This is a genomic window from Caballeronia sp. SEWSISQ10-4 2, from assembly GCF_030464885.1.
Lineage (GTDB): Bacteria > Pseudomonadota > Gammaproteobacteria > Burkholderiales > Burkholderiaceae > Caballeronia.
Genome location: NZ_JALPRJ010000211.1, coordinates 1 through 1,023 on the forward strand (window position 1 = coordinate 1; position 1,023 = coordinate 1,023).

The following is a 1,023-nucleotide window of genomic DNA, read 5'->3' on the forward strand; positions in this document are numbered from 1 at the left end:
CTGCGCAAGCTGCGCTATCCCTCCCCGGCATGAATGCCGAGGTTTCCCGCGCTAAGCGATGACGGGACGCCCCCTTGCAAGGTGCGCCATGCAGGTAGATCAAGACTGCTCTGCGGCAGCGGCGGATACACGCCGGATAGCAGCACGCCTTTCGAGTTCTGCTGAATCATCGGGTGCGGCCCTTGCGCTCATCGCCTTTGTCTGCGCGCGAAAAAGATCTCAGCTCAAGCCTGCCTTTTCGCTTTGTCAAACGCGACGACGGACGTGATGCCGATTATCTGCCTCCTTTATACAGTCAGGCCTGATCGCTGAAGCGTAAGCCTGTCCGCTACGGGATGCCTCGCCATTAGGCTGCGCCCTGAAGTCAAGGCGCTCATCAATCGCACGGGCCACAGTCGATGACTTCGGGGGATTGTCTGCGTCGTAGTCTTTCCAGAATAGGTATATCGCATCGAACAGCACTGAAAGCACTGCGGTGACATAAGGAAGATGGATGATCACGCCGCCTTCAGGATCACGCAGTCCATCGCCCCACGCACGCTGCGCCGTCCCTGTGAAAGGGTCGCTCCATCCTCCAGGCGGAACCATGGCGCGCAAGCAATCGAGCTCCCGTTCCAAACGATCCTCAACCGCGTAGTGCCGGGCAGTAGAATGCGCCAGAGCCATCTGCAACTCAGTCACCTGACGCTCCTTCGATTTCAACTGGTTTTCCAGCCGGGAGAGTTCTGCTTCGGCACGCTGCGCGCGCCGAAGCAGAACGTCAGGGCTACCGGTCGGTCTGCTACATCCGCCGCTGCCGGTCAATTGCCATTCGTTTCCAAGTGGATCCATGATGCATCTCCGACTGGGCGCAACATGGCGCAACATGGCGCAACATGACGCCGTATTGCTCCGTGATCTGTGACCCACGGCCCAAAAGATGAAAGAAACCTTCACCTCTCTCCGAAAGCAGTTCACCCCCCGTGATTTTCATCAGGGTCTCCGTGAAACCCCGGACTTCAGGCCCGGGGAGGTAAGGAGACG

The 1,023-nt window shown here is 58.7% G+C and carries 1 protein-coding gene; it reads right to left on the reverse strand.

Annotated elements, in window-relative coordinates; all coding sequences use genetic code 11:
* Positions 1-246: 246 nt before the first annotated feature.
* Positions 247-831, reverse strand: a complete 585-nt coding sequence (locus M0D69_RS43645; RefSeq protein WP_301787985.1) for a hypothetical protein — start codon at positions 829-831, stop codon at positions 247-249.
* Positions 832-1,023: the final 192 nt, after the last annotated feature.